At 60.7% G+C, this 18,131-nt stretch carries 17 protein-coding genes and 1 pseudogene; 10 read left to right on the plus strand and 8 right to left on the minus strand.

Going from position 1 to position 18,131, the window contains the following annotated elements; all coding sequences use genetic code 11:
* Window positions 1-251 precede the first annotated feature (251 nt).
* Entirely contained in the window at window positions 252-2,051 is a 1,800-nt protein-coding gene (gene lepA, locus QZ196_RS15230; protein WP_296427942.1) for a translation elongation factor 4, read from the minus strand.
* 480 nt (window positions 2,052-2,531) lie between these two features.
* On the opposite strand from lepA, the gene QZ196_RS15235 reads away from it, so the two are divergent.
* Entirely contained in the window at window positions 2,532-2,846 is a 315-nt protein-coding gene (locus tag QZ196_RS15235; protein WP_296427944.1) for an arginine transporter, read from the plus strand.
* On the opposite strand, the gene QZ196_RS15240 is transcribed toward QZ196_RS15235, so the two are convergent.
* Window positions 2,806-3,243 carry a low molecular weight protein-tyrosine-phosphatase gene (locus tag QZ196_RS15240; RefSeq protein ID WP_296427945.1) on the minus strand — a complete coding sequence of 146 codons (438 nt, stop codon included), beginning with the start codon at window positions 3,241-3,243 and terminating at the stop codon, window positions 2,806-2,808. The two genes, QZ196_RS15235 and QZ196_RS15240, sit on opposite strands and share 41 nt — an antisense overlap.
* An 84-nt stretch (window positions 3,244-3,327) precedes the next feature.
* Between QZ196_RS15240 and QZ196_RS15245 the strand changes: the two are divergent.
* The 6 genes and pseudogenes from QZ196_RS15245 to QZ196_RS15270 all read left to right on the plus strand — a co-directional run bounded on the left by QZ196_RS15245 (window position 3,328) and on the right by QZ196_RS15270 (window position 10,474).
* A pseudogene (locus QZ196_RS15245) lies at window positions 3,328-4,008 on the plus strand (NAD-dependent deacylase).
* A 320-nt stretch (window positions 4,009-4,328) separates the two neighbouring features.
* Entirely contained in the window at window positions 4,329-5,321 is a 993-nt protein-coding gene (meaB, locus tag QZ196_RS15250) for a methylmalonyl Co-A mutase-associated GTPase MeaB (RefSeq protein WP_296427947.1), read from the plus strand.
* A 209-nt stretch (window positions 5,322-5,530) separates the two neighbouring features.
* A complete protein-coding gene (gene rpmB, locus QZ196_RS15255) occupies window positions 5,531-5,815 on the plus strand; it encodes a 50S ribosomal protein L28 (RefSeq protein ID WP_296427948.1) in 285 nt (94 codons plus the stop codon).
* A 165-nt stretch (window positions 5,816-5,980) separates the two neighbouring features.
* Window positions 5,981-8,386, plus strand: a complete 2,406-nt coding sequence (gene hrpB, locus QZ196_RS15260) for an ATP-dependent helicase HrpB (RefSeq protein ID WP_296427949.1) — start codon at window positions 5,981-5,983, stop codon at window positions 8,384-8,386.
* A gap of 69 nt (window positions 8,387-8,455) precedes the next feature.
* Window positions 8,456-8,920 carry an NUDIX hydrolase gene (locus QZ196_RS15265; protein ID WP_296427951.1) on the plus strand — a complete coding sequence of 155 codons (465 nt, stop codon included), beginning with the start codon at window positions 8,456-8,458 and terminating at the stop codon, window positions 8,918-8,920.
* Window positions 8,921-8,989: 69 nt separating this feature from the next.
* Window positions 8,990-10,474: an inorganic phosphate transporter gene (locus QZ196_RS15270; RefSeq protein WP_296427953.1), complete on the plus strand. Its 1,485-nt coding sequence runs from the start codon at window positions 8,990-8,992 to the stop codon at window positions 10,472-10,474.
* A 26-nt stretch (window positions 10,475-10,500) separates the two neighbouring features.
* Here QZ196_RS15270 and argF read toward each other — a convergent pair whose 3' ends face one another.
* Genes argF through QZ196_RS15285 form a run of 3 tightly spaced genes read right to left on the minus strand, consistent with a single transcriptional unit; the run spans window position 10,501 to window position 13,104 of the window.
* Entirely contained in the window at window positions 10,501-11,406 is a 906-nt protein-coding gene (argF, locus tag QZ196_RS15275) for an ornithine carbamoyltransferase (RefSeq protein ID WP_296427955.1), read from the minus strand.
* Between the two features lie 41 nt (window positions 11,407-11,447).
* The gene (locus tag QZ196_RS15280) at window positions 11,448-11,930 is read right to left on the minus strand and encodes a GNAT family N-acetyltransferase (protein WP_296427956.1); all 483 of its coding nucleotides are present in this window, start codon (window positions 11,928-11,930) and stop codon (window positions 11,448-11,450) included.
* Window positions 11,923-13,104 (minus strand): aspartate aminotransferase family protein, encoded by a 1,182-nt coding sequence (locus QZ196_RS15285; RefSeq protein ID WP_296427958.1) that lies wholly within the window; start codon window positions 13,102-13,104, stop codon window positions 11,923-11,925. The genes QZ196_RS15280 and QZ196_RS15285 overlap by 8 nt, the downstream gene beginning before the upstream one ends.
* A 76-nt stretch (window positions 13,105-13,180) precedes the next feature.
* Here QZ196_RS15285 and QZ196_RS15290 point away from each other — a divergent pair, with 76 nt between their 5' ends.
* A complete protein-coding gene (locus QZ196_RS15290; RefSeq protein WP_296427960.1) occupies window positions 13,181-13,426 on the plus strand; it encodes a hypothetical protein in 246 nt (81 codons plus the stop codon).
* Window positions 13,423-13,836: a hypothetical protein gene (locus tag QZ196_RS15295; RefSeq protein WP_296427962.1), complete on the plus strand. Its 414-nt coding sequence runs from the start codon at window positions 13,423-13,425 to the stop codon at window positions 13,834-13,836. Before QZ196_RS15290 ends, QZ196_RS15295 begins: the two co-directional genes overlap by 4 nt.
* Here QZ196_RS15295 and QZ196_RS15300 read toward each other — a convergent pair.
* Window positions 13,833-14,636 carry an ABC transporter permease gene (locus tag QZ196_RS15300; protein WP_296427964.1) on the minus strand — a complete coding sequence of 268 codons (804 nt, stop codon included), beginning with the start codon at window positions 14,634-14,636 and terminating at the stop codon, window positions 13,833-13,835. The two genes, QZ196_RS15295 and QZ196_RS15300, sit on opposite strands and share 4 nt — an antisense overlap.
* Before the next feature lie 129 nt (window positions 14,637-14,765).
* Between QZ196_RS15300 and QZ196_RS15305 the strand changes: the two genes are divergently transcribed.
* Window positions 14,766-15,356, plus strand: coding sequence for a GcrA family cell cycle regulator (locus QZ196_RS15305; protein WP_296427966.1), 591 nt, complete (start codon window positions 14,766-14,768; stop codon window positions 15,354-15,356).
* Window positions 15,357-15,452: 96 nt separating this feature from the next.
* Here the strand turns inward: QZ196_RS15305 and QZ196_RS15310 are convergent, their stop codons facing one another.
* Window positions 15,453-17,393 (minus strand): DUF4157 domain-containing protein, encoded by a 1,941-nt coding sequence (locus QZ196_RS15310; protein ID WP_296427968.1) that lies wholly within the window; start codon window positions 17,391-17,393, stop codon window positions 15,453-15,455.
* Window positions 17,394-17,587: 194 nt separating this feature from the next.
* The coding region (locus tag QZ196_RS15315; RefSeq protein ID WP_296427971.1) for an ImmA/IrrE family metallo-endopeptidase at window positions 17,588-18,131 on the minus strand (544 nt) is incomplete at its 5' end.

Here is an 18,131-nt window from a genome sequence, read left to right on the forward strand (position 1 = left end):
ATCTAGAGCAGTAAAAGCGGGGACTTCATGCCCATCAGCATCTTCGCCACGCAACGACACTGTAAGAGCGCAAATTCGGTCTTCTGGCATAATAATTCCTATAGTTAAATTCAATCAAAACAGGAATATACAAATTTCAACTCCCGACAAGGTTGAAATGGAAATACTTTTACCACTCCGTCCTAACCGAGCACACCCGCACCCAGCTTCGCCATTCCCTTCCCCGCACGCGCTCAAAAAATGGCCAGCTTTTAGCTGTCCATTTTCAGTGCGCTGATGAAGGCTTCTTGCGGAATATTCACTGACCCGAACTGACGCATCTTCTTTTTACCCGCCTTCTGCTTGTCCAGCAGTTTGCGTTTGCGCGATGCGTCGCCGCCATAGCATTTGGCCGTCACGTCCTTGCGCAGGGCCGACAGCGTTTCGCGGGCGATGACCTTGCCGCCGATGGCGGCTTGGATCGGGATTTTGAACATGTGGCGGGGGATCAGATCCTTGAGCTTTTCAACCATGGCCCGGCCCCGCATTTCCGCACGATCGCGGTGGACCATCATGGATAGCGCATCAACGGGTTCGTCGTTCACCAGCACCGACATCTTCACCAATGCGTCCTCTTGATACCCCTTCAGAACATAATCGAATGATGCGTAGCCCTTGGTCACGGATTTCAGACGGTCGTAGAAATCAAACACCACCTCGTTCAGCGGCAGATCATATACGACCATGGCGCGGCTGCCCGCATAAGTCAGGTCAAGCTGCGCACCGCGGCGGTCCTGACACAGCTTGAGCACGTCGCCCAGATATTCGTCGGGCACAAGGATCGTCGCCTTGATGCGCGGTTCTTCGATATGATCGACAAGGGTCAGGTCGGGCATGTCGGCGGGGTTGTGCAATTCCTGCATCGTGCCGTCGCGCATGAAGATATGGTAGACCACCGATGGTGCCGTGGTGATCAGGTCGATGTCATATTCACGCTCAATGCGGTCGCGGATGACTTCGAGGTGCAGAAGCCCAAGGAAACCGCAGCGAAAGCCAAAGCCCAGCGCGGCGGATGTTTCCATCTCGAAACTGAAGCTTGCGTCATTCAGGGCCAGCTTTTCGATGGAATCGCGCAGGTCTTCGAATTCGGCGGCGTCCACTGGGAAAAGCCCGCAAAACACCACAGGCTGCGCGGGTTTGAAGCCGGGGAGCGCTTTGTCAGTTCCCTTTTTCTCGGAGGTGATCGTGTCGCCGACCCGCGTATCGCGGACCTGTTTGATGGATGCTGTGATAAAGCCAATCTCGCCCGGGCCCAATTCGGCCACATCCTGCATCTGTGGCCGGAAGACGCCGATCTTGTCGATCTGGTGGATCGTCCCGTTGGACATGAATTTCACACGGTCGTTGCGTTTCATTGTCCCGTCAATGATCCGCGTCAGCACGACCACGCCCAGATAACTGTCGTACCAGCTGTCCACAAGCATCGCCTTCAGCGGTGCCGCGCGGTCGCCCTTGGGCGCGGGCAGACGGTGTATGATCGCCTCGAGGGTTTCATGGATGCCGACGCCGGTCTTGGCGGACACCCGGATCGCCTCGGATGCGTCCAGACCAATCACATCTTCGATCTGTGCCGCAACCTGATCACACTCGGACGCGGGCAGGTCGATTTTGTTCAGCACCGGCACGATTTCATGGTCGGCGTCCAGCGCGTGATACACGTTGGCCAACGTCTGCGCCTCGACCCCTTGGGTACTATCGACGACCAAAAGCGAGCCTTCGACAGCCCGCATTGACCGCGACACCTCATAGGCGAAATCGACGTGACCGGGCGTGTCGATCAGGTTCAGCACATATTTCTCACCGTTATCAGCGGTATAGTCGATCCGCACGGTGTTCGCCTTGATGGTGATTCCGCGCTCGCGCTCGATATCCATGCTGTCCAGCATCTGTGCCTTCATGTCACGATCTTTGACCGTGCCCGTCTCTTGGATGAGCCGGTCAGCAAGGGTGGATTTGCCATGGTCGATATGCGCGACGATGGAGAAATTACGGATGTGTGAAAGCTCTGTCATGGCAGGGATATGGAAGGGATTTTGTGGTTGGTCAATGGGGATTTGCGCCCGCGCCCCGGACGTGATTCAGGCCGGGACTGGCCAGAGTTCACGTTTCCCCTGTGCCGCATGCCTTTCCCTGCCGCCGCCGTATCAAAGGTGGCGTCGATGCGGGAAAGGGGCTGAACCCGTCGCAGATGAACTGCCCGGCGGCGGCTTCGGCGGTCATCGGGTTGGTGGGTGCGGTCAGGTTCCGATTTTGGGCCTTTCGCACCCTGCGAGTCACGGGCCGGTTGCGCGGGGCGCACAACTGCGGGTTTTCGGTCGTTGCGACGCCCCGGGAGGTCCCGGATCAAGTCCGGGACGGCGTTTCGCCACACCGCCATGCGCAATCCCCAATTGCATCCCCGCCCGGCGCCCGGCATACTGGACAGATTGGGTCAGTCATGCCCGCGACCGCCTGCAAAAGACAGGTGCCGGGCCGCAGTGTTTGAGGCAGATATGCGACTATTGTTAATCATCGGTGCACTGGCGACAACCGCCGCCTGTGGCGGGGGCCGGGTGTCGGGCGACGTGGGCACCGCGTGTATGGAGGCGGGCCGCAGGGATGCGTCGCCGGCACTGTGTTCGTGCGTGCAACAGGTCGCCAGTCAGACCCTGTCGGGCCGTGATCAGGAACGGGCGGCTGCATTTTTCGCGGACCCGCAGCTGGCACAGGATACGCGCCAGTCCGACAACGCCAGTTCGGAAGCATTTTGGCTACGATACAAGGCGTTTAGCGATCAGGCGACACGGATATGTCTGCCAACAACCTAAGGTTTGCGGCGGCGATAATGTCCAGAAAACCCACGAAATCGCGGGTGTAATACGGGTCTGGCACGTCCTGATCTGCCAGCATTCGGGCGGGTGTTTCATGCCCCGAGGGTCGCAACTTTTCGATGTCAGACAGATTTTGCGCATCCATCGCAAGGATTAGATCAAAGGCATCGAAATCGGTGGCGCTGAACTGTCGGGCGCGCAACTGGCTCAGGTCGATGCCGCGCGCTTTGGCGGCCTTTTGCACAGGCCCATAGGGCGGATCGCCCACATGCCAGCCGCCCGTGCCCGCGCTGTCCAGCGTCAGGTGCGGCGCAAGGGCGCGCAGCATCCCTTCGGCGGCAGGCGACCGACAGATATTTCCCAGACAGACGAATAAGATGCGGGTTGCGGTCATGACGTCCCTTTTGGTTTTGCGCAGGCTTGCATGATCGGCAATCCGCAGCAAGCATACCCGCGCAAAGCCAGCGATGAGAGGCCGATGAAGATTGTTGTTTTAACCGGCGCGCGGGTGTCCGCCGAAAGCGGGCTGGGGACGTTCCGCGACGCAGGCGGGCTGTGGGGCCGGTATGATCTGAATGATGTCGCCACACCCGGCAGCTTTGCCCGCAACCCCGCGCTTGTGCACTATTTTTATAATGCCCGCCGCCAAAACGGCCTGAATTCATTGCCAAATGCGGCCCACACCGCGCTTGTGATGTTGAAAAAGTGCAATCCGCATGACCTGACCATTGTGACCCAAAACGTCGATGACCTGCACGAGCGCGCCGGCGCGACCCGCGTGATCCACATGCATGGGCAGTTGATGCGCGGCCTGTGCGGCGCCTGTGACGCGCGGTGGAATGCGCCCGCGATCATGGCGCCCGGTGACCCCTGCCCGTCCTGCGCCGCCCCCGCGACCCGCCCCGATGTGGTCTAGTTTGGCGAAATTCCTTACCATATGGATCGCATCACAAAAGCGGTGCGGGCGTCCGACCTGTTTGTCGCGATTGGCACCAGTGCCGAAGTTTACCCCGCTGCGGGATTGGTGGAACTGGCGCGCGGCGACACGCTTGAGCTGAACCTTGCGCCGTCGGCGCGCACCAATGCGTTTGACGCCCGCGTGTTTGGTCCTGCGACCGACATTGTGCCCGATTGGGTGCCCGATTGGGTGCCCGATTGACCGGGTAGGGAAAGGGGGCATGCAACGCGCGCTGGGTCCGGGGGGCGCGATTGGGCGCCAGCGGCGCACGAATCATCCGTTAACGCCCGCGATAATGGGGTTTTCTGCGATACAGATCCCGTCGGGAACCTGTACAGAAGCGGTATGTACCGATGACCATCGCGGCTGGGCTTAACACGGCGTGCGGTGCAGATCCAAACACCGCGTTAAGGTTTCACGCGAATGTGCCGCCCGGTGGTGGTGCTGGGGAAACATCTGTCACGCCCGCAGACAGCGCGCCGGGGCTGGACAGTTTTCACAGGCCAGATATGAAGGTCGCCATGGACACAAAGACCGATATTGCCGCGCTGGCCGCCGGGATCGGCGCCGGGGACCGCCGGGCACTGGCCCGTGCGATTACCTTGGTCGAAAGTGGCCGGGCCGATCATCGCACTGCGGCGCTGGCGCTGCTTGACGTGCTGGGGACCCAAAAGCAGGCCCTGCGCATCGGGCTGTCCGGCACGCCGGGGGTTGGCAAATCCACATTCATCGAAAGCTTTGGTCTGATGCTGACCGGCATGGGCAAGCGGGTCGCTGTGCTGGCCGTTGATCCGTCATCGGCCCGGTCGGGCGGGTCGATCTTGGGCGACAAGACCCGGATGGACCATCTGGCCCGCGATCCGCGCGCATTCATCCGCCCCTCACCCAGTCAGACCCAGTTGGGCGGCGTCGCCCGCCGAACGCGCGAGGCCGTGGCCCTGTGCGAGGCTGCGGGATACGACATTGTGCTGATCGAAACCGTGGGGGTCGGCCAGTCCGAGACTGTCGTGGCGCAGATGGCGGATTTGTTCGTGCTGCTGCTGGCACCCGCTGGCGGCGACGAACTGCAGGGCGTCAAGCGTGGCATCATGGAGATGGCCGATCTGATTCTGGTCAACAAGGCCGATGGCGACCTGAAGGCCCAGGCGATGCGGACCTGCGCGGATTATGCGGGTGCCTTGCGTTTGTTGCGCAAGCGCGCGCAGGACCCCGATGGGTTTCCCAAGGCGCTGACCGTCTCCGCGCTCGAGACCAAGGGACTGGAGGCCGCATGGGCCGAGATGCAGACGCTGGCGGCGTGGCGCCGTGCGACGGGTGTGTGGGACACAACCCGCAAGGAGCAGGCGGTCTATTGGTTTGCCGAGGACGTCCGGCAGGGACTGTTGCAGCTCTTGCGCGATGATCCGGCGACAGCCGCCCGGATGCAGGCAGCCGAGGCAGAGGTGCGCGCGGGGCGGCTGGCACCCGGCGCCGCGGCAGCGCTTGTGTTGGAGCCGTTGCGCACGATAGGTTAAAGGGCGCGTGATTGGGGGCTCTGTCGGCATTGTCTGGCCGCTTTGGGCAAATTGATCGCGGAAGTACGGGCAAACCGGGTTGACGGGCGCACGGAATCCTCCTATCTCGCGCTGATCTTATTCACAGTCTTGCAGTGCAGGGCCATAACCGTTTGATACGATGTCCCGCCGCAAGGTCTGGTGATATCCACAGGACAAGGAACACGCCCATGTCGCGCCGTTGCGATTTGACCGGAAAAGGCCCGATGTCGGGCAACAACGTAAGCCATGCCAAGAACCGCACCCGTCGTCGGTTCCTGCCAAACCTGCAGGACGTCACGCTGATGTCAGACGTGCTTGGCCGGTCGTTCAAGTTCAAGATCTCTAACGCTGCCCTGCGCACCGTTGATCACCGCGGTGGTCTGGATGCGTTCATGGCGAAGGCAAAAGAGGCAGAGCTTTCGGCTGATGCGCTGAAAGTGAAGAAAGACATTGCGAAAGCAACAGCTGCTTAAGCTTTTTCATTGCGCGAATTTTGAAACCCGATCGCTGTTGGCGGTCGGGTTTTTTCTATTTGGGGGCGGTGGGTCAAGACCCACCTTACGGTCGATATCGGTCGGTTTGCCAAACCGTAAGGTGGGTCTTGACCCACCCCCGCCGCGTGGCCGAGACACGGGGGCATGATCGGCTTACCCATTGACCCCATTCTTCCTGATCTGATCGCTGCCCTTGGTGCGCATGGGCGCGCCGTGTTGCAGGCCCCGCCCGGTGCGGGCAAGACCACCCGTGTCCCGCTTGCGATGCTGAAGGCCGGGGTCACCACCGGCAAGATCATCATGCTTGAGCCCCGCCGTCTTGCCGTGCGGGCCGCAGCCGAGCGGCTGGCCGAGGGTTTGGGCGAGGTGCCGGGGCAAACCGTTGGCTACCGCATGCGCGGCAACAGCAAGCCCGGCACAAGGATCGAGGTCGTCACCGAAGGTATCCTGACCCGGATGATTCAGGCTGACCCGGACCTGACCGGCGTTGGTGCGGTCATTTTTGACGAATTCCACGAACGGTCCCTGAATGCCGATCTGGGGCTGGCACTGGTGTGGGAACTGCGGAGCGTGCTGCGGCCGGATTTGTTGGTGCTGGTCATGTCCGCCACGCTGGATGCGGCCCCGGTCGCGGCCATGCTTGACGATGCGCCGGTTGTGACATCGCAGGGCCGGTCCTTTGCCGTCACGACCCATTATCTGGACCGCGCACTGCCCAAAGGCACCCGGCTGGAGGCTGCGACCGCCGATCTGATCGTCGCGGCCGTGGCCGGAACCACGGGCGGTGTGTTGGTCTTTTTGCCCGGTGAGGGCGAGATCAGGCGCGTTACGGCGGCCTTGGACAAACGGCTGCCGCCGGATTGCCAGATCAGGCCGCTCTATGGTGCGCTGCCATTCAAGGATCAGCGCGCAGCGATTGCGCCTGTCGCAAGTGGCCGCAAGATCGTGCTGTCCACATCCATCGCGGAAACGTCGCTGACCATTGAGGACATCCGCGTGGTCGTTGACGCAGGCCGCGCCCGCCGCGCCCGGTTTGACCCCGGATCGGGCATGTCGCGGCTTGTCACCGAACGTGTCAGCCGCGCGGAGGCCACCCAGCGCGCGGGCCGTGCGGGCCGTGTCGCCCCCGGCGATGCCTTTTGCCTGTGGACCCAGGGCGAGGACGGTGCCCTGCCCGCCTTTGCCCCCGCCGAGATCGAGGCGGCCGATCTGGCCGGCCTCGCGCTGGAGCTGGCGGTATGGGGCAGCGATGATCTGGCTTTTCTGACGCCGCCGCCGGTCGGTGCCTTGACCGAAGCGCGCGCATTGCTGAAAGGGCTGGGAGCGCTGGATGCGGATTTGCGGATCACCGCGCATGGTCGCGCGCTGGCCGCCCTGCCGCTGCACCCGCGGCTGGGACATATGTTGCAGGTGGCCGGCGCGCAGGCCGCCCCGTTGGCGGCGCTGCTGGCCGGGCGCGATCCGGTACACGGCGCATCGGTTGATCTGGGCCTGCGCATGGCGGCGCTGCGGGGGCGGTATGACGGGCCCGGCACCGTGAACCATGCGGCGTTGGCACAGATCAAGGCCGAGATACCACGCCTGAGCAAGGGCCTGCCCCAGCGCCAACCGATGCCGCTGGGTCAGCAGGTCGCGCTGGCCTATCCCGACCGCGTGGGTCTGCACCGCAAGGGCGATGATCCCCGCTATATCCTGTCGGGTGGCAAGGGCGCGGTGATGGATGCTGCCGATCCGCTGGCCGGGCAACGCCTGATCGTTGCCAGCAATCTGGACGGCGATACCCGCGAGGCCCGCATCAGACAGGCCGTCACCATATCCGAACGGGACCTGCGGGACGTGTTTGGCGACCAGATCGCGTGGCATGCGGTATGTGAATGGTCGCGCCGCGAGGGCCGTGTGCTGACGCGCAAGCAGGAACGCTTTGGCGCGCTGGTGCTGGATGACCGGGTCTGGAGCGAAGCCCCCGATGCCGCGATTGCCCTTGCGATGCTGGACGGCGTGCGCCAACTGGGGTTGCGTCCTTCTGCAGGTGCGGCGCGGTTTCGGGCGCGGGTTGCCTTGGTCGATGATCTGCCTGCGATGGATGACGCGGTTCTGATGGCAACCCCGCACGATTGGTTGCTGCCACATCTGGGCGGCGTGCGCACGGACGCCGATTGGAAACGGTTCGATCTGCTGCCGGCGCTGCGCGCGATGCTGGACTGGGACCAGATGCAGCGGCTGGACCGAGCCGCCCCGCCGCATTTCAAAACCCCGCTGGGGCGCAATATTCCGATTGACTATGATGGCGAGGCACCGGGAATTACCCTGCGCCTGCAAGAGATGTTCGGTGTGACCGTGCATCCCACCGTGGGCCGGGTGCCATTGCGGGTGACGTTGCTGTCACCGGGCCAAAAGCCGGTGCAGGTCACCCAAGATATCGTGGGTTTTTGGGCGACATCCTATGCGGACGTGCGCCGCGACATGCGGGGCCGCTATCCACGCCACCCATGGCCCGATGACCCAACCCAGGCCGACCCCACATTACGGGTCAAGCCGCGCGGCACATGACTGTGAATTGCCAAGTGATTCGGTTTGTGCTAATAAATATTTAATAAAATAAGACGATTACAGGTTCTGATGACTTCTGTGTTTCACACCTTCTGGACGGATGCCCTGCGTCCGTTGCTACAGCGACCGCCTGTCTTGCAGGTGGCGGCGCTGTGCCATCGGGCTGGTCCCGATGGGCTCGAGGTGTTGCTGGTCACCAGTTCGCGCGGGCGCTGGATTTTGCCAAAGGGCTGGCCGATTGACGGGCTGACCGCCGCCGAGGCGGCCATGCAGGAAGCCTGGGAAGAGGCGGGCGTGCGTGCGGGCACCGTGGCCGACACGGCGCTGGGCAGCTTTCGCAGTGACAAGCAGTTTGACAACGGCGCGGTGGTGCCGTGCGAAACGCAGGTCTTTGCGATTGCGGTCACCGAGGTTGTCGACGACTACCCCGAAGCCGACCGACGCGACCGGATCTGGGTATCGCGCGCGCAGGCGGCTGCGATGGTCGACGAACCCGGATTAAAGCCGCTCTTGGCAGGCTTTAATCCGCGCTAACCTTTATATTCTTGCCTGATGGGGACCGCGCAGCTCTCCCTTGTGATAGCGACCAGCCGGGGGACGACGATGCGCAACGCGAAACCATCAAACCAATGGAAGACCCTGGACCGTGATCTTGGCCGGATCGGTGCGGTTGAATATGCCACGCATTATGTAGCGCAACCGCTGGTCGGGTTCGGCATTGCGCTGGCGTTCATCGTGATGGCCGGTCTTGGCAGCACGCTGTTTTTCGGCGGTGCGTCCGTGTCTTATGTGGTCATCGCCGCCGCTGCGTTCGGTGCATATATGGCCGTCAACATCGGCGCCAATGACGTCGCCAACAACATGGGTCCGGCGGTGGGTGCCAAGGTGCTGACCATGGGCGGGGCCATTGCCATCGCGGCGATTTGCGAAAGTGCGGGGGCGTTGCTGGCGGGTGGCGATGTCGTATCGACGATTGCAAAGGGGATCATCGACCCCGAAAGCGTGGCCAATAGCGATGTTTTCATCTGGGCGATGATGGCGGCGCTGATCTCATCTGCGTTGTGGGTCAATCTGGCGACATGGGTTGGCGCGCCGGTGTCCACGACCCATGCGGTCGTAGGTGGCGTGATGGGGGCGGGCATTGCCGCGGCAGGTTTCGCGGCCGTGAATTGGCCGACGATGGGCCTGATTGCGGCCAGTTGGGTGATTTCGCCGGTGCTGGGCGGTGTGATTGCCGCCATTTTCCTTGCGTTTATCAAAACCAACATCGTTTATCAGGACGACAAGATCGCCGCTGCCCGCAAATGGGTTCCGGTGCTGATCGCGATTATGGGTGGCGTCTTTGGCACCTATCTGGCGATGAAGGGGCTGAAAAAGATCATCGACGTGGATCTGGCCACGGCCTGTCTGATTGGTCTGGGGCTGGGGGGCGTGATTTATGCGATTTCGGCGCCATTGGTGCGGCGCCAGTCCGAGGGGCTTGAGAACCGCAAGCGCGCGCTCAAGGTGATGTTCAACGCGCCGCTGATCCTGTCGGCGGCGTTGCTGTCATTTGCCCATGGCGCCAATGATGTGGCCAATGCGGTGGGACCGCTGGCCGCGATTGTGCATGCCGAAAGCTTTGGGACCTTTGCGGGCAAGGTCGATCTTCCGACGTGGGTGATGGTGATCGGGGCCTTTGGGATTTCGTTCGGCCTGATTTTGTTTGGTCCGAAACTGATCCGGATGGTGGGCAGCCAGATCACCAAGCTGAACCCGATGCGCGCCTATTGCGTGGCGCTGTCGGCGGCGATTACCGTGATTGTGGCCAGCGCGCTGGGCCTGCCGGTATCATCGACCCATATCGCGGTCGGTGGCGTCTTCGGCGTGGGCTTTTTCCGCGAATGGGATGCAGAGCGGCGCGCGCGCGCGTCGTCAGCCCAGCGCGCAGACGTCAAACGGGTCGCCCCCGAGGAACGCCGCCGCCGCAAGCTGGTGCGCCGGTCGCATTTCATGACAATCATCGCCGCGTGGGTCGTGACTGTCCCCGCAGCCGCCGCGATGTCCGCGCTGACTTTTCTCGTACTCGATCGTTTTCTGGGCGGCTAAGAGTCTTCTGGAAATTTTTGGTGGTCTCAACGGCCCAGACAATACCGCATGACGGCTTTTTGGGCATGCAGCCGGTTTTCGGCCTCGTCAAAGATCACCGAATGTGGCCCGTCCATCACGCTGCTTGTCACTTCGTCATCCCGGTGAGCGGGCAGGCAATGCATGAACAAGGCATCGGGTTTGGCCCGTGCCATCAACGCATCATTCACCTGATAGCCGCGCAGTTGGTTGTGCCGCCGTTCCCGTGCCGATTGCGGATCATGCATGGACACCCATGTGTCTGTCACCACCAGATCCGCGCCCTGCACCGCCGCATTGGGATCGCGCACCGTGGTGTAAAGCCCGGCAAGCGCCGGTTCGGGGTCCAGCGGTGGCGGGCCGGTAAAGACCAGTTCAAAGTCGAACTGCTTGGCGGCATGGGCAAAGCTGGCAAAGACGTTGTTACCATCACCCGACCAGACGACTTTCTTGCCTTTGATCGGGCCGCTATGTTCTTCGAACGTCATGATATCGGCCATGATCTGGCACGGGTGCGTCCGGTTGGTCAGCCCGTTGATCACCGGCACGGTTGCATGTTCCGCCATCTCCAGCAGCGTCTGTTCTTCGAACGTGCGGATCATGATCAGATCGACGTAGCGCGACAGCACGCGGGCCGTATCGGCAATCGTTTCGCCATGGCCCAGTTGCATATCAGCCCCTGACAGCACCATCGTCTGCCCGCCCATCTGCCGCACGCCCACATCGAACGACACGCGGGTCCGGGTCGATGGCTTTTCAAAGATCAGCGCGACCATATGCCCGGCCAGCGGTTGATCGGCGTCAGGCGTGCCCTTGGGCAACCCCTTGCGCGCATCTTTCATTGCCTGCGCGCTGGCGATGATGTCGTGAAGGTCCCCGGCTGGGGTCAGATTGATATCGAGAAAATGGTTCATAAAATTTGCTTTTATTGGGCCGTTTCACACAGCGAAGAAAGTTAAATGTAGGTCATGACCTGAACGAGTTTGCCGTCGCGGGACGGTGCCAATCGTCGCTTGCGAAACCCGGTCTGCGCATAGATTCCGATCGTGCGGGAATCGGTGGACTGCGGCGCCGCTGCCACGGTCATATAGCGCCGCCGCAGATCGCGCAGCCGGGCATCCACATACCCCACCGCATGGCCCTGCCCCAGATTATCAGAATGACCTACGAAGGTCTCGATCGCGCGCGTGCCCTGCGGCAGGTCGGCATAGTGCGTCGTGGCAAAGGCATGCACGTCATGGTCATGCATATAGGCAAAGGGCCGGTTCACCAGTTCCACCATCCACATGTCAATCTTGGGGTTGTCCATATCTTGTTGCATCAATGCGATATTCCGATCCGGATCGCCCCACCAGACACGCACATGGGCGGCCTGCAACCAGTGCCGGATCGTCGGCAGATCATCTGGCGTCAGAGGGCGAAAAGTGTAGTTACGCATTGTCCCCCTGCACCTGATGTGCTGCTGCCGCCAGAAGCGTGATCGCCGTGTCGATATCGGCCGGGGTGATGTTCAGCGGGGGCAGCAGCCGGATGACGTTATCCGCCGCAGGCACCGTCAGCACGCCCACCGCATAGCCCGCCTTGACCACATCGGTATTGACGGCCTTGCATTTCAGTCCCAGCATCAGACCGACACCGCGCACGCTTTCGAACACATCGGGGTAGGTCGCGACCAGCCCTTCGAGCTTTTGCCGCAGCAGGCCCGCCGTGCGATTGACCTGTGCCAAAAAGGCATCATCGGCGACGATCTCCATCACTTTGGTGCCGACGGCACAGGCCAGCGGGTTGCCGCCATAGGTCGAGCCATGCGTGCCCGCAGTCATCCCAGAAGCCGCGTCTTGCGTGGCCAGCACAGCGCCCAGAGGAAAGCCGCCGCCGATCCCCTTGGCGACCATCATGATGTCCGGCGTGACCCCGGCCCATTCATGCGCAAAAAGCTTGCCGGTCCGGCCCATGCCACATTGCACCTCGTCAAAGATCAGCAGGATACCTTGGGCGTCGCACAGATCGCGCAACCCCTTGAGACATTGATCGGGCACCTGACGGATACCGCCTTCGCCCTGTATGGGTTCGATCAGGATCGCCGCAATCGTGTCGCTGACGGCAGCGTTCAGGGCCGCATGATCGCCGAATTCCAGATGGGTAAAGCCGGGCAATAGCGGGCCAAAGCCCTTGGTCATCTTTTCCGACCCGGCAGCCGCGATACCGGCGCTGGACCGGCCATGGAACGCGCCCGAAAACGTGATGATCTCGGTCCGGTCGGGCTGGCCTTTGTCGTACCAGTATTTGCGCGCCATCTTGACCGCCAGCTCGCAGGCTTCGGTCCCGGAGTTGGTGAAAAACACCGTGTCGGCAAAGGTTCGATCCACCAGCGCATCGGCCAGCGTTTGCTGCGCGGGAATGTTATACAGGTTCGAGACATGCCAAAGCGCATGCGCCTGTTCGGTCAGGGCCGCGACCAGCGCAGGATGCGCGTGTCCCAGCGCATTTACCGCAATCCCGGCACCCAGATCAAGAAAACGGCGCCCATCCGCTTCGGTCAGCCACGCACCTTCACCGGATGTAAAGGTCAGCGGGGCACGTGCGTAGGTCGGAAGAATTGATGCGATCATGTCGATCATCCTTAAGGGTAAGCCCGATAGGTGCAGGACCACAGGGGAAGAGTCAATGTTTGAGGGGGGTTATGATATGGGCACACCAACAGCCGGCGCGGTCAGCGTCGAGTTCGGTTGTTCTGTGTCACAGGGTGCGTCATGCAACAACGATACCGAATATGGCGAGAAGGCGAAAGACATAAAAACCCATGTGGACCACAGGCGCAAGATCGCTGATGTCCCGGCGGCGACCGACAACCCGCTTGATCAAGTGTACGCTTGCAGCATATCCCTGATGCCAGATTTCCGCCATGATGGTGTGTTAGGTTTCCCGCTATGAATGATGTTTACGAGTTCCGCAGAGCGCCCGGCAGGGGGATCATCTGGCTGTCTGCCACGATGATTGTCTTGCTCATTTCCCTGATCACATGGACCGGCGCGGAGCATCTTTTGCGGCTGGTCTGGGCGCTTGGCGCGGTTTTGATCCTGTGGATGCTGCTGCCTAAACCGGTGGCGGGCATCCGGGTTGACGATGATCATTTGACCCTGTCCGCCTGGCGCCGCCCGCGTTTGATTGCGCTGGACGACATCGCCTATCTGCGCGCGACCGACATTAGCGCCGACAGCGACATCACCATCGTTTACAAGGATGGCCGCGAAGAAGGTGCGTTTGCCGGTGATATGCCCGATATTCCCACCCTGTCCTATGTTATGGCGGCGCGCGGTGTGCCGGTGCGCGATATCTTCTAGGATTTCAGCCGATACCCCGTGTGCATCCAGCGCCAGCAAATGCCGAGAACAAGAGCGCAGGCCAGCCCGACCACACCCAAGCCAATCCATGGGCTGCTGTCGCTGACACCGATCATCCCATACCGCACCCCGTCGATGATATAGAAAAACGGGTTGGCATGGCTGAGCATCTGCAGGAACGGCGGCAGCGCGTCGATGGAATAGAAAGTCCCCGACAAAAACGCGAGCGGGGTGATCAGAAAGTTGGAAATCGCTGAAAGCTGATCGAACTTATTGGCAAAGATACCCGCAATCATCCCCAATCCGCCCATCAAAACAGACCCAAGCAATACAAACGTGATCACCCAGAGCGGCTGTTTCATCCCGACCCCCAGAAACAGGGCCGATCCAAGCGCGATAACAATCGCCACAAGAAACCCCCGCGCCACGGCCCCGAAAATATACCCGATGACCAATTCCGCCCCGGACAGCGGCGGCATCAAAGTGTCGACGATATTGCCCTGCACCTTGGCCGACGCCAGACTGGACGATGTATTGGCAAAAGCGTTCTGAATAACGGTCATCGTCAGGATACCGGGCGCCAGAAAGGTCATGAACGGCACGCCCATCACATCGCCGCGCTGCGGGCCGATGGCGATGGTGAAAATCATCAAGAACAACCCTGCGTTGATAAGTGGCGCCATCACGGTTTGCGACCAGACGTTCATGAACCGCCGAATTTCGCGGCGCATCAAGGTCCATGTTCCCAGCCAATTGACGCGCCCGAAGCGACGCACGCCCATCATGGTCTGCTCTGTCATTGCTTTGGTTCTCCTAATTGCGCTGGTGGCGCTTCACTTCTGTCTCTGCCGTGCTTAGAATAGAACACTGATAGATGAGACAAGGCCTGATGTATGACACATCCCGCCTTATGAACCAAAGGAACAGATATGTCCTGGACAGACGAGCGCGTCGAGACGCTCAAAAAGATGTGGGGCGAAGGCCAGTCGGCCAGCCAGATTGCCAAGGAATTGGGCGGGGTCACCCGTAATGCGGTTATCGGCAAGGTCCATCGCCTGGGCCTGTCGAATCGCGCCGGAACGGGGGCGGCAGCGACTGCGGCGGCGAAACCTGCGGTGAAAGAAAAACCCACCGTCGCGCTGAAGCCGACACCCAAGCCCGTTGCCAAGGCCAAACCTGCGCCGGTTCCCGCCGTGCTGGAAGAGCTGGACGAAAACGGGATCCCGATTTCGGCGGCCCGTCGGGCGATCATTCCCGCAGGCCAACCGCTGCCACCGCAGCCTTCGGCGAATGAAATCAGCCCCGAGGCACTGGCCAAAGTCAGCGAAATCGAAAAGACCGCGAAACGCATCAGCCTGATGGAGTTGACCGAGAAGACCTGCAAATGGCCCGTGGGCGACCCCGCGACCGATGATTTCTGGTTCTGCGGTCTGGCCGTGCAACAGGGCAAACCCTATTGCGAGGCCCATGTGGGCGTTGCGTTTCAACCGATGTCATCGCGCCGCGATCGTCGGCGGTAATCCCTGCGTAGGGTGGGTCAAGACCCACCTTACGCTACATTATCTGCAATGCGGGATCTGCAATGCGGGATTGACCCCTCCACCGCTTGCGACAACTCAGCTGGTCTTTTTCTTCAGCGCGGCCTCGATGCCGACCAATGCCGCAGCGGCAGTTTTCAAAGCCCCGACATCGTCAATATTGAGTTGCTGCAAAGCCACGTAGAATGGCTGTGTCACCTCCGCGTCGCGTCCCGATCCGCTGGGACCGCGCGCAACCGCCTTTTCCTTGGCGTCGGTCAAATATGGCTTTGCATCCATGCCCCGGTCAATGCCGCGGATGGCTTTGACGCCCTTCGGCGTCGATCCCCAACTGGTGACCGCGCTCCAATCCTGACGCACGAGAAACTTCAGCGCGCTTGCCGTTTGTTCCTGTGCCACAGCGACCTTTGCAGCATCGGATTTGCCAACGCCGGTTGCATCCTGGGCCCGACCGGCGGCCTTTCCAACCACTTCCGCTCCTAATGCCCATCCCCGTGCCAACAGCCCGGAAGGTGCCGCCCCGTCTGCGGTGCTGTCACCTGTGAACAACTGGCGCGTCGCATCGTTGATGTTCTGGATGGCCTCTGCGCACCGCTCTGGATAGGTCAAACGCGCTTCGGCTGACAGATCCCCAAGCCTGAATGGTTCGCTTGGCCCACCGATCAGACCGTCCAAGGCCCACCCCAAGGCGTTCAGTTCCTCATCATAACGCAGCACATCGGTGTTATCTGCAATCGCCTTTTCAAGTTCATGAAGCTTGCCACGCGCCGCCAGAAATTCCGGTTTCATGGCCTTGATCAGCTTGCCAAAGTCATAATCGTCGCGCGCATCGCCAACCGCCTCGCCGACGGCGCGCCCCGCATCTCCGGCCACGCCTTCGATCTGGGCCTTCGTTTTAGCGATTTTCTTTTCAAATTTGCGTTTTTCGTGCAGAAATCGCAAAGCCGCTTCAAAGTCGTCGGATGTCATCTGGCCCAGCCCATGGGCCACAGCCGACGCCACCTGCCGTCCCGCGCCAGACGACGTTTCGTCCTCTTCCCTGGCCTTTTTGGGCGCGGGTTCCGATGCCGCCTTTTTGCCGCGATCCGGAGCCACGTCGATGGCCGTTTTCAAGGCCTGAAACCCGGCACTGGCCACATTACTGATGACGTCCAGCTTTTCTTCGGGTGTCAATTCGGACCATATCTTTTTGACGATCATGGTTTCCGTCGACTCGCCTTTTTCATTGTTGAGAATGGCCTTGGCTTTGCCTTTTGCCCCTGATTCGGCCTGCTCTCCCCAGGTTGCCTTCCAGTTCGCGCCCTTTGCGTTCAATTGCGCCAGTATCAGCTTGGTCCGTGCCTTCAGGCCGTCCATCTGCGTGTCAGTCTGCGCCCTGATCGCGTCATCGACACGCTGTATCACCGGCGATGGTGCCGCAGATTTCAGCGATGTGGCCGACATCGGTTTGGCCTGCAACGCCTTAGCGCCCATCACATCCGCTTCGGCTTCCAGCCCCGCATCATCATTGATCGCCACGCCTTTGGCCTGCAAGGTTGGCTTGACCCGCCCCTGCGCCTGCTGCACCACATGCCAGGCCTCGTGCGGCAGATGCTTTTCCTGACCGGGACCCAGATGGATGTCGCGCCCCTGCGCATAGGCCAACGCACCGACCTGCGCGGGCGCGCCCGAATTGCGGTGCACCCGCACATCATCCAGCGCGATCCCCGAAAGGGTCTCCATTCCCGCGCGCAGGTCGGCAGGCAATTGCCCGGGGCCTGCCTTGCCGCCAGAGGTGTCCGCCTGATCCCCCATCGCGCGCCGTTGCCGGGTCAATGATCCCGCATCAGCCGCCCGTTGCAACGCCTGCACGCCAAGAACCGCAGGACTGCCGTTCGCCGCAGCCTGCATATCCGACACATCAGCGGCGTGCGGGCCATGTGCGGATCGCGCATGGGTTTGAGCGTCGGTCTTCAGCTGCCGCGACGGACGCGCGCGCGGGGCAGCCTGCTGGCCCCGCTGGGGTACATGGTCGGACAAATGCGTTAACCTCAAATCCTTGCGATAATGTCCACAGGCTAGCCCACGATCCGCCATCCGTCCATCCGTCAGATCAGTCGCATACCGGGCGCCGAACCGTAAGGTGGGTCTTGACCCACCCTACCGCAGTCGGAACCGGGTGCGCAGGCCGAGGCCGAGGAAGAACAGCAGCATCTCTAAAGGTGGCAGCATCTCTATTGAACCTTCTTCCAGTTTGACTGTTGCCGGTCATCGGAAATCAACTTGAATAGCTTCAACTTGATCTCGATCGCATGTTTTGAGACTTGGAAGTAAGATTTCAATTCTGACAACAGCTCGTTGTAAGGCACATAGTTGCATGGTTGATCATCAACAAATATATATCCATGTCCTCTATCCTGCATAGCAAGGTTAGCTCTCAAAAAATGAACCTTCGTCCCAAATTCCTTCATTGGCAGCAATAATTCGGATGCAAGGATGTTTGCCTGCGTTTCAAGGCGCTGATAATCGAATTGAGACACGTCCTGTTCAATACAAAAAAAATCTTTCTCAATTACTGCCTCAGAATTAAGATAGCGGTCATGCTGTAATGCAAAATGTCCGATTTCATGAGCAACCGTAAACCTCTCTCGAAATCTGTCTTCATGAGAATTAACATGAATACTTCGATTGGAAAAATTCGCCAGTCCAAGGATCAAACTACCGTCCAAATCAACAACAGATTTACCAGTAAATTCCAGTCTCAGTGACAGCTCTTTG

This window comes from Yoonia sp. (genome assembly GCF_017854565.1).
Classification (GTDB): domain Bacteria; phylum Pseudomonadota; class Alphaproteobacteria; order Rhodobacterales; family Rhodobacteraceae; genus Yoonia.

Bases quoted from the DNA above. Each gene is read 5' to 3' on its own strand.
- QZ196_RS15235 (WP_296427944.1), top strand. From the start codon at position 2,532: ATGCGACTATTGTTAATCATCGGTGCACTGGCGACAACCGCCGCCTGT.
- QZ196_RS15280 (WP_296427956.1), bottom strand. From the start codon at position 11,930: ATGCGTAACTACACTTTTCGCCCTCTGACGCCAGATGATCTGCCGACG.
- QZ196_RS15240 (WP_296427945.1), bottom strand. From the start codon at position 3,243: ATGACCGCAACCCGCATCTTATTCGTCTGTCTGGGAAATATCTGTCGG.
- QZ196_RS15305 (WP_296427966.1), top strand. From the start codon at position 14,766: ATGTCCTGGACAGACGAGCGCGTCGAGACGCTCAAAAAGATGTGGGGC.
- QZ196_RS15295 (WP_296427962.1), top strand. From the start codon at position 13,423: ATGAATGATGTTTACGAGTTCCGCAGAGCGCCCGGCAGGGGGATCATC.
- QZ196_RS15285 (WP_296427958.1), bottom strand. From the start codon at position 13,104: ATGATCGCATCAATTCTTCCGACCTACGCACGTGCCCCGCTGACCTTT.
- QZ196_RS15270 (WP_296427953.1), top strand. From the start codon at position 8,990: ATGCGCAACGCGAAACCATCAAACCAATGGAAGACCCTGGACCGTGAT.
- QZ196_RS15290 (WP_296427960.1), top strand. From the start codon at position 13,181: ATGGGCACACCAACAGCCGGCGCGGTCAGCGTCGAGTTCGGTTGTTCT.
- hrpB (WP_296427949.1), top strand. From the start codon at position 5,981: ATGATCGGCTTACCCATTGACCCCATTCTTCCTGATCTGATCGCTGCC.
- lepA (WP_296427942.1), bottom strand. From the start codon at position 2,051: ATGACAGAGCTTTCACACATCCGTAATTTCTCCATCGTCGCGCATATC.
- rpmB (WP_296427948.1), top strand. From the start codon at position 5,531: ATGTCGCGCCGTTGCGATTTGACCGGAAAAGGCCCGATGTCGGGCAAC.
- meaB (WP_296427947.1), top strand. From the start codon at position 4,329: ATGGACACAAAGACCGATATTGCCGCGCTGGCCGCCGGGATCGGCGCC.
- QZ196_RS15265 (WP_296427951.1), top strand. From the start codon at position 8,456: ATGACTTCTGTGTTTCACACCTTCTGGACGGATGCCCTGCGTCCGTTG.
- argF (WP_296427955.1), bottom strand. From the start codon at position 11,406: ATGAACCATTTTCTCGATATCAATCTGACCCCAGCCGGGGACCTTCAC.
- QZ196_RS15300 (WP_296427964.1), bottom strand. From the start codon at position 14,636: ATGACAGAGCAGACCATGATGGGCGTGCGTCGCTTCGGGCGCGTCAAT.